Source organism: Neisseria sp. SLRRB23, assembly GCF_050896295.1.
Classification (GTDB): Bacteria; Pseudomonadota; Gammaproteobacteria; order Burkholderiales; family Neisseriaceae; genus Neisseria.
Genome location: NZ_JBPBFH010000012.1, coordinates 51,088 through 60,625 on the forward strand (window position 1 = coordinate 51,088; position 9,538 = coordinate 60,625).

Annotated in this window: 4 protein-coding genes and 1 pseudogene; 3 read left to right on the forward strand and 2 right to left on the reverse strand. The window is 48.8% G+C overall.

Going from position 1 to position 9,538, the window contains the following annotated elements; translation table 11 throughout:
* Window positions 1–4: 4 nt before the first annotated feature.
* Entirely contained in the window at window positions 5–784 is a 780-nt protein-coding gene (rsmA, locus tag ACRPFF_RS04645) for a 16S rRNA (adenine(1518)-N(6)/adenine(1519)-N(6))-dimethyltransferase RsmA (RefSeq protein WP_432673930.1), read from the reverse strand.
* 238 nt (window positions 785–1,022) lie between these two features.
* Here rsmA and ACRPFF_RS04650 point away from each other — a divergent pair, with 238 nt between their 5' ends.
* The 3 genes from ACRPFF_RS04650 to trpB all read left to right on the forward strand — a co-directional run bounded on the left by ACRPFF_RS04650 (window position 1,023) and on the right by trpB (window position 4,024).
* Window positions 1,023–1,925, forward strand: a complete 903-nt coding sequence (locus ACRPFF_RS04650) for a DMT family transporter (protein WP_432673931.1) — start codon at window positions 1,023–1,025, stop codon at window positions 1,923–1,925.
* Window positions 1,915–2,589: a uracil-DNA glycosylase family protein gene (locus ACRPFF_RS04655; protein ID WP_411712451.1), complete on the forward strand. Its 675-nt coding sequence runs from the start codon at window positions 1,915–1,917 to the stop codon at window positions 2,587–2,589. Before ACRPFF_RS04650 ends, ACRPFF_RS04655 begins: the two co-directional genes overlap by 11 nt.
* Window positions 2,590–2,821: 232 nt before the next feature.
* Window positions 2,822–4,024: a tryptophan synthase subunit beta gene (trpB, locus tag ACRPFF_RS04660; RefSeq protein ID WP_432673933.1), complete on the forward strand. Its 1,203-nt coding sequence runs from the start codon at window positions 2,822–2,824 to the stop codon at window positions 4,022–4,024.
* Window positions 4,025–4,107: 83 nt separating this feature from the next.
* Here the strand turns inward: trpB and iga are convergent.
* Window positions 4,108–8,855, reverse strand: a pseudogene (iga, locus tag ACRPFF_RS04665) (IgA-specific serine endopeptidase autotransporter).
* Window positions 8,856–9,538: the final 683 nt, after the last annotated feature.

A 9,538-nucleotide genomic window follows, 5' to 3' on the forward strand; every position in this document is an offset into this window, starting at 1 on the left:
CTTTTCAGACGGCCTTGCCTGCCAAATAATTGCTCAACGCCACGTATTTTTCCGGCGCGATATGTTCGGCGCGGTCTTGCGGATTGATGCCGACTGCCTGCAAATCATCGTCGCCTGCAAGCTCTTTCAGATTGTTGCGTATGGTTTTGCGACGTTGGTGGAAGGCGAGTTTCACAAGTTTGGCGAAATGCTCGAAATCGTCTGCCTTGCCGATGCGGTGTTTCACCGGAATCATACGGACGACGGCAGAATCCACTTTCGGTGCAGGATCGAACGATTCGGGCGGCACGTCAATCAGCATTTCCATATCGAAAAAATATTGCAGCATCACGCCCAAACGCCCGTAGTCGTTGCTTTTCGGCGCGGCAACCATGCGCTCGACCACTTCTTTTTGCAGCATAAAGTGCATATCGACGACATCGTCCGCCACCTCCGCCAGCTTGAACAAAAGCGGCGTGGAAATATTGTACGGCAGGTTGCCGACGATTTTCTTTTTGCCTGCGATGCCGTTGAAATCAAACTGCAATACATCGCCTTCGTGAATCACCAGTTTATCCGCAAACGGCAGCGTTTTCAGACGGCATACGATGTCGCGGTCGATTTCGATAACGTGCAGGCGGTTCAGTTTTTTTGCCAAAGGTTCGGTAATCGCCGCCAAACCCGGGCCGATTTCAATCACGACATCATCCGCCTGCGGGCGTACGGCGTTGACAATATCGCTGATGATCCGCGTGTCTTGTAAAAAGTTCTGCCCGAAACGCTTGCGGGCTTTGTGTTCTTTCATCGGGTTTCCTTGCCCGGTGCAACCGGTTTTGAGGATACGGGCCGGATTTTTGGGAAGGTGTCCCTTCTGTTTCGGGGGAATCCGGCAAGCCGTATGGACATCTTGTTCGGCATTTAAATGTGAATATGTTTACAATATCGGTTTGATGTGGACATTGTAACCGAAAACGGCGGGGCTTGATAATGCTGTTTTGTTCGGCCTTATCCGTCGGTTTGGTATTTTTACGGTTGGATACTGTATGAGGACTTATCTGATTCATGTGAAGCTCTTGGGTATGGCGGTATTATGGGGTGCGTCTTGGCCTATGGGCAGGATATTGGGGCAGTCTCTGCCGCCGTTGACGGGCGGGGCGGTCAGGTTTCTGCTGGCTTCGGTTTTGTTGTCGGGTTGGTTGTTTGCGCGCAGCAGGTTTGCGGCTTTGTCGGCTTTATCGTCGCGGCAATGGCTGGGTTTGGCGGTTGCCGCCTTGTTCGGCGTGTGCGGGTATGCCGTATTCTTCATGTTGGGCCTGCAGCAGATGCCAGCCGGCAAAGCCGCGGTCGTCATGAGCGTGAATCCGGTGTTGACGCTGCTGTTGGCGGTGTGGTTGTTCGGGGAATATTTGAATATGAAAATCCTGACGGGTATGTTGCTGACCGTCGGCGGTGCGGTCACTGCGGTTACGCAGGGTAATCCGGCAGAGGTGCTGGCGGACGGGTTGAAGCCCGGGGAATGGCTGATTTTTGGATGCGTGGTTTGCTGGTCAGCTTATACGTTGATAGGGCGCAAGGTTTTGCGCGGGATTGATGCGCTGACGGTTGCCGCGGTTACGTCGATGTCCGGTGCGCTGATGTTGTCCGCCGTGGCATGGTTTGCGGAAGGTTTGCCGCTTGGGGCGGTAGCAGTCATGGATGGGCGCGGCTGGCTTGCATTGCTGTGGTTGGCGGTCGGTGCGACTGTTTTGGCGTATGCGTGGTATTTTGAAGGCGTGAAAGTATTGGGGGCAGGCGGTGCGTCTGTTTATGTAACATTGGTACCGATTTTCGGTATGTTGTGTTCGGTCTGGTTTTTGGGGGAGCCGCTGCATATTTCTTTGGCGGCGGGTTGTGCGGCGGCAGCCGGCGGCATGATTTTGATACATTTGGGACAAAATGCCGCCTGAAGCGGGCGGCCGGGTATATGGGGTGAAAATGGAAAATAATGCGGTCGGGTTGGAAATTGAAAGTTATCCGTTCGATCCCGTTTTGCCGAACGGGGCATCGGTCATGATGATGGGGACGTTTCCGCCCAAGGAAGACAAACGCGCGATGCAGTTTCATTATCCGAATTTCCAAAACGATATGTGGCGCGTTTACGGGCTGGTGTTTTTTAACGATGCGGCGCATTTTCAGATGCCGTCCCACGGGGAGGCTGCGCACTCTGAAAAGGCGTTTGACGCGGAGAAAATCAAAACGTTTTTGCACGAACGGGGGATTGCGTCCTGTCCGACCGTGTTGAAGGTGGCAAGGGAACACGGCAATGCGTCTGACAAGTTTTTAAAGGTAGTCGAAACTGTCGATTTGGCGGCGGTGTTGGCGAAAATACCAGACTGCCGCCATATTTGTACGACGGGCGGCAAGGCGACGGAAATCCTGCTCGATATTCAGGGCGGCGGCATCAAAATGCCAAAAACGGGCGAAACCGTGCTGTTTCCGTTTGCCGGACGGGATTTGACCCTGACGCGCCTGCCTTCGACTTCGCGCGCTTATCCTTTGAGTTTGGCGAAAAAGGCGGCGGCGTATCGGGCGTTTTTCGAAATGGCGGGTTTGTGTGAAAAACAGTTATAATTGTCGGCAATTTCCCGTTCAGACGGCATTTTGAAAAATATAGTGGATTAACAAAAATCAGGACAAGGCGACGAAGCCGCAGACAGTACAAATAGTACGGAACCGATTCACTTGGTGCTTCAGCACCTTAGAGAATCGTTCTCTTTGAGCTAAGGCGAGGCAACGCCGTACTGGTTTTTGTTAATCCACTATAAATTGCCGTCTGAAAACCTGAAGCACAAGGAAGAATCCGATGAAGAACTACCACGCGCCCGACGAGAAGGGCTTTTTCGGCGAACACGGCGGGCTTTATGTCTCCGAGACCCTGATTCCCGCTTTGCAAGAGCTGGCGGATGCCTATAAGGCAGCGAAAAACGATCCTGAATTTTGGGCAGAGTTCCACCGCGATTTGAAACATTATGTCGGCAGGCCCAGCCCCGTTTACCATGCCGCTCGGTTGTCCGAACATCTGGGCGGCGCGCAAATCTGGCTGAAGCGTGAAGATTTGAATCACACCGGCGCGCACAAAGTCAACAACACCATCGGTCAGGCATTGCTCGCCCGCCGCATGGGCAAAAAACGTGTCATCGCCGAAACCGGTGCGGGGCAGCACGGCGTGGCGAGTGCCACCGTCGCCGCACGTTTCGGCATGACTTGCGACGTGTACATGGGCGCGGACGATATCCAACGTCAAATGCCCAACGTGTTCCGTATGAAATTATTGGGTGCGAACGTGGTCGGTGTAGAAAGCGGCAGCCGCACGCTGAAAGACGCGATGAACGAAGCGATGCGCGAATGGGTCGCCCGCGTGGATGACACGTTCTACATCATCGGTACCGCCGCCGGTCCCGCACCGTATCCCGAAATGGTGCGCGATTTCCAATGCGTGATTGGCAACGAAGCCAAAGAACAAATGTTGGAAGCCATCGGTCGCCAACCTGATGTTGCCGTTGCCTGCGTGGGCGGCGGCTCCAATGCCATCGGTTTGTTCTATCCCTATATCGAAGAAGAAAACGTACGTTTGGTCGGCGTAGAAGCAGGCGGTTTGGGCGTGGATACCCCCGACCACGCCGCGCCGATTACCAGCAAAGCCCCCATCGGCGTATTGCACGGCTTCCGCAGCTACCTGATGCAGGACGAAAACGGCCAAGTCTTGGGGACGCACTCTGTTTCCGCGGGTCTCGACTACCCCGGCATCGGTCCGGAACACAGCCATTTGAACGACATCAATCGCGTCGAATACACCGTCGCCAAAGATGATGAAGCACTTGAAGCCTTTGATTTGCTCTGCCGCTTCGAGGGTATCATCCCCGCGCTCGAATCCAGCCACGCCGTTGCTTGGGCGGTGAAAAACGCGCCGAAAATGGGCAAAGACCAAGTGATTCTGGTCAACCTGTCGGGTCGTGGCGATAAAGACATCAACACCGTGGCGAAGCTCAAAGGGATTGAGTTGTAGGGATGATGTGAAGGTCGTCTGATAAAAATGCCGTCTGAAGCCTGAGTTCAGACGGCATTTTATTTTGCTATGAATTTAGTATTTTAGAAACGAATCTGTATTTTAATTTGTCCGGATTTTTGTTTTTCCAATTGTTTGCCTTTTGTAATACTGCCATTTACGTTTAATGTAACATTACGGTACAGTAACGCGGCACCTGCTGAATATTGCTGTTGATTATCTGCTTTATAGGCGAAGGAATTACCGCCCACATTCACGCCGCCTTTGCCATAATTGGCAAAGTAAGCTGCAGATAACAAGGGTTTTACGGTAAGGTTGCCGACTTTAAACCGATAAGCAAAATCCAGTCCGGCCGTTAGTGTTTTCGCTGCCATAGAACTTACTTTAACACTGTCGTCACCCAACTTGTAATCTGCGATGACAGGCGGCTGTAACGGATCCCCGCACTAGGGACAATCTCGAATTGATTGATTTTCAGCGTATTGCCCAAAGTAAGGCCGGTTTGGATGCTTGTTCGGTTAAAGTTTGCTTTTTGCTGTGTTTGTAACCGGCTTCTCAAGCTGCCCGCACCAATATCGCCGGCCACATACCAAGCATCATTTAAATAATACTTACTATAAAGGTTGGCTTGCACAAAAGTATTTTTGCCGCTCGCCTGATCAAAAGTATGCTGACTGTCAGAGTAAGTCAATACTCCGCCTATCTGCATATTTTCGGACAAGCTGCGGTCAATGCCGATTTGTGTTTGCGTGCGTTTCGAACTAAACCGGCGATATTGTGCGGAAGCATAATCACGGCCATAACCGGTGTTCGACATCCAAACACTGTTTTTTTCGGCATCAGCGTGTGATTTTTGTGCAATGTGCCGTGTTAATGAAGCACCTGTATCCAACAAGATAGATTGTGTGCTTGCCATTGCGTCAGATAAAGCCGAGTTGGTATTGGTGCTGACTGCATCGGCTTGCGCGGCGGCTTGGGCTTGCGGCTGCGCGGCTCTTGGTTGTAAACCCACTGTCTCAACTTTTTCATGAAGTTCCGTATTGTCTTGAGGCTGTTTGTCTGATGTGGCAACCGATTCAGATACATCTTCATCTTCCAACGCATCCAAGGGGATTTCTTCATAATCGTTGGCATCAGGATTTGAATTTTTCGCTATCCTAGGCAGAGCTTGGACTATTACATCAGATGATGCTTCCGGTGATATAGCTCTACGGTTACGATGTTTGGGTTGAGATTGTGCTGCTTGACGATGTTCTTCTTCCACCTTTTGCTTGGCAAGTTCGGCGGCTTCACGTTCTTCTTCCGCTTTTTGTTTGGCGGCCAACTCTGCAGCTTGTCGTGCTTCTTCCTGTTGACGTGCAAGGGCTTCTTGTTGGCGTTTTGCTTCTTCGACTTCTGCTTGTCGGCGTGCTGCCAATGCTTGGGCTTCAGCTTCGGCTTTTTGTTTTGCCAGTAATTCTGCGGCTTTGCGTTCTGCTTCCTGACGACGTGCAAATTCTGCAGCTTGACGTTTTGCTTCTTCTTGCTGACGGGCAAGTTCGGCTGCTTGACGTTTTGCCTCTTCGGCTGCTGCCTTTTGCTTGGCAAGTTCGGCGGCTTTGCGTTCTTCTTCCGCTTTTTGTTTGGCGGCTAACTCTGCAGCTTGTCGTGCTTCTTCTTGTTGACATGCAAGGGCTTCTTGCTGGCGTTTTGCCTCTTCGGCTTCTGCTTGTCGGCGTGCTGCCAATGCTTGAGCTTCAGCTTCGGCTTTTCGACGTGCAACTTTTTCTGCTTCTGCTTGCTGACGGAAGGCTTCTTCGGCTTGATTTGCCTGCGGGCTAGGCGGTGCGACGACGATATTTTGAGGCTTGGCAATTTGTGCACCGTCCGTTTGTGTTGCCTTTTGTGCTTGAGAAGCCGTGTTTGTGGCAGGAGACGGGGCCGGCTTGACTGGGCGGCGGTTCCCGGCATAAGGATTGTACAACCGGGTAATACCGTTTTCTGTTTTGATTGTATAACGCAATGCGCCTAAATCGACGTAATGATTTGCCAAGGAAACAAAAAGGGGGGAGCGGTCTTGTACGGATGATGCATCAAAGAGATCCAGCCCTTCCTGATTAGGTTCGCCTGTTTTATTTTGAACATGGAGCTGATAATGGCCGGATGCGGATTCCTTCACAAGCACTTTATCCCCAAGATTTTTCGCCAAGTCCGTCAGATAATGAAAATGCCCGTTACCGGATAAATGATTGATTTTGAGCGTGTGGTATTTATTTGCACTTTGCGCATCGGAAGCGTTGTTCAAATGAATATGGCTATCCGCCAATGACAGATTGTGTACTTGGCTGTCGCCGGTCAAATGCCATTTGCTATGTTGGTTTAGGCTGACGCTGCTGTTTCCTTGCCCTTGAATTTGCCCCCATAATGCAGCCTTGCCCAAGACCAATGCCGCATTCTGACTCAAATTCACATTGCCGTTAATCTGTGTCGCATCAAAGCTGTTTAAAGCCTTATCGGATAAGTTGTCTGTGTTGCAGGTAACGTAACCGGTATAGTCCGAGCGCACGAAAACTTCATCGCCGTTTTTGTAACCCAAATTTACTTTGGCGTTGTCTGTTGCGGTGATGTCGGATACATTTCTGCCGGAAGAGAATGATGCGGATTGATTAACCGCAATTTCTGCGGCTTTGAATGTGCGGTTTATCCAGTCGTCTTCAAATACGACTTCATTGTTTTTGGAGAAATGTGCGTCTTTTTGGGCTGAAGATTTGTTCACAAAATCTCTTGCATGTGGTGTTGGACGACCTGATAACAAGACATTGCCTTGAGTTACGCTTATTTTTCCGTTTAAATTGGCGCCGCCTGTTAACAAGAAACGGTTTTGCGCGCTTTTGCCATTGAAATTAAGGTTTAATGCGCCGTTATGTCCTTTTCCGTTTTCTTCGCCAAAGAAACCGCTAAAACCGCTAATACGCTGATTGTTTTTGTGGTTCATCGCGTTTTTCTTAGCTTCTTCTTGTGTGCTGCCCATTAAAATCCAGTCGTTATTTTCCGTTTGTCCGTTTTCGGGCATCGGTGCGTTCACACTGCCGCCGGATTTTAGGGCGTAATAACGGTAGTTTTTGAAATAAAGATCTTTGCCTTGTGGAATCGGTTTCCTAGGGCGGTAATAGTAATAACCATCATCGTCATCATCATTATTTTGAATATAATGAATAGAGATGGTTTTGGGATCGGTAATCAAAGATTTACCCGTTAGCGTGATTGTGGAGGCGTGGTCTGTGTTGTGGTTGACAACCCGTGCACCTTCATCCACGTTTCGGATGTGTTCAAAAGTCAAGTCATTGCCATTGGCATCCAAACGACCGCCACGGAAACCGAAATACAGATTATTCGGGTTAATCTGGTCCGGACTGTTCAGCACCAATGTACCGCGTCCGCTCACAATGCCGACTTGGGAGAAAGCTTGAACTTTTTGGTTTGAATCGGCTTGTTGATTCAGGATAACCGTACCGTCGCCGACTTTTAATTCGCCTTGATTTACGCCTGTACCGTTTACTTCCAAAGTGCCTTTGCCGATTTTCGCTAATTTATCGCCTTTCGGATTTTTGACTTGCCAAACGACTTTTTTGCCGTCGGCAACATCAATCCCCGCACCTAGCCAAGTGATGTCATTATTTGCACCTTTGACTGTATAATCGCCTTTGAAAAACAGCCCGCCCGCGCCTTGGTTGATGTTTTGATCCAATACCAAAGTGCCGTTGTCTTCAAAGGTAACATTCTGTCCGTTGTTTGCATCCCTTTCATTGTTGGCAAGCCTTACCGCTGTAGAGCCGATATGGCTATTTGTGCCAGAAGTAATGTTCCAATGATGTTCTCCATTACCTTTGATGGTGCCGGCGTTATCGCGGTGTTTGATTTTATCTGCAAATTCTTTTTTATAGATATTCCATTCTTGCCAAGAGTTTTTTTGATAGCCTGCCCAATAATCGTAAGCACCTAAAAAGACCCAGCGTTTTTCTTGTTTATCATAAGCAAATAATGGTGAACCGCTATCGCCTAACACAGCATAGTTAGTCAATGCGTTTTGAGATAAAACTTCTTTGAGTTTTTCTGGGGAATGGTGTTTTGAATTATCACCAAAGCCAATCAAGCCTTCTTGATTTAGATTCGATGTGACATTCACGTCTTGATAAGGCGTACCTGCAATGGCATAACGATAAGCTTGTGAAAGTTCTGTCATATTATAGCGGCTGTTATATTCAAATTGTGTACCTGCTCCAACTCGCACAAACTCAGAAAAACGGTTTTTATCTTTATAGGTTTCAACGCCGCCGCCTGCACTGGTTGGTGCAATAGGTGCGACTTCTGTTACGAATTTATTAAGGCGTGCCATGTTGTAGTCTTCAAGACGACCTTGATTATCGTGATGCCAATTTTTATTTGGTTCGTAGTCATTTTGTGCAACTGAACGATATTCGTTTTCATTATTGCTAACATCTAAGTGCCCATTGTGATGCCCGTAATAAGAGATTTCGTCTCCTTTTACATGTTTGACGCTGACAGCATACTGGGGATCGATGACGGTTAATGTACGTCTGTTGACATCTGCAACGCTAAAATCAATCATCGGTACGTTGGATAATGCGTTGCCGATGTTTTGACCTTGTTTGTTTTTCACTGATAAATCGGTTGCGCCGACAAAAAATTTGCCTTTGTTTTCGGCAAAGTCACGGAATATTTGATAATCAACATCGTCTCTGACCAATGCCGCTTCTGAGTTTGGCGTAAGGGCATAGGCAAGAAAGATGGATAAGGATATGGCGTTAATTTTAAAACGTTTGGTTTTCATAAGGTTTTATCGTTTTAAGAGTGATAATATTTTGTATTTCACGTCGGTTGTGTGGTATTGACTATTTTTTGTTGTGTAACTCATCCATTTTGGTGTTTTATTGCCAATTTATAGTGGATTAACAAAAACCAGTACGGCGTTGCCTCGCCGTAGCTCAAAGAGAACGATTCTCTAAGGTGCTCAAGCACCAAGTGAATCGGTTCCGTACTATTTGTACTGTCTGCGGCTTCGTTGCCTTGTCCTGATTTTTGTTAATCCACTATAAAGACCGTCGGGCATCTGCAGCCGTCATTCCCGCGCAGGCGGGAATCTAGAACGTGGAATCTAAGAAACCGTTTTATCCGATAAGTTTCCGCACCGACAGACCTAGATTCCCGCCTGCGCGGGAATGACGGGATTTTAGGTTTCTGATTTTGGTTTTCTGTTTTTGAGGGAATGACGGGATGTAGGTTTTCTTAACCCTGCGTCCTAGATTCCCGCTTTCGCGGGAATGACGAAAAGTGGCGGGAATGACGAAAAGTGGTGGGAATGATGGTTCGGGCATTCCTTAAATCACCCGTGTATCGCTGTAAATCTTAGAGATGGCGGAATATAGCGGATTAACAAAAACCGGTACAGCGTTGCCTCGCCTTAGCTCAAAGAGAACGATTCTCTAAGGTGCTGAAGCACCAAGTGAATCGGTT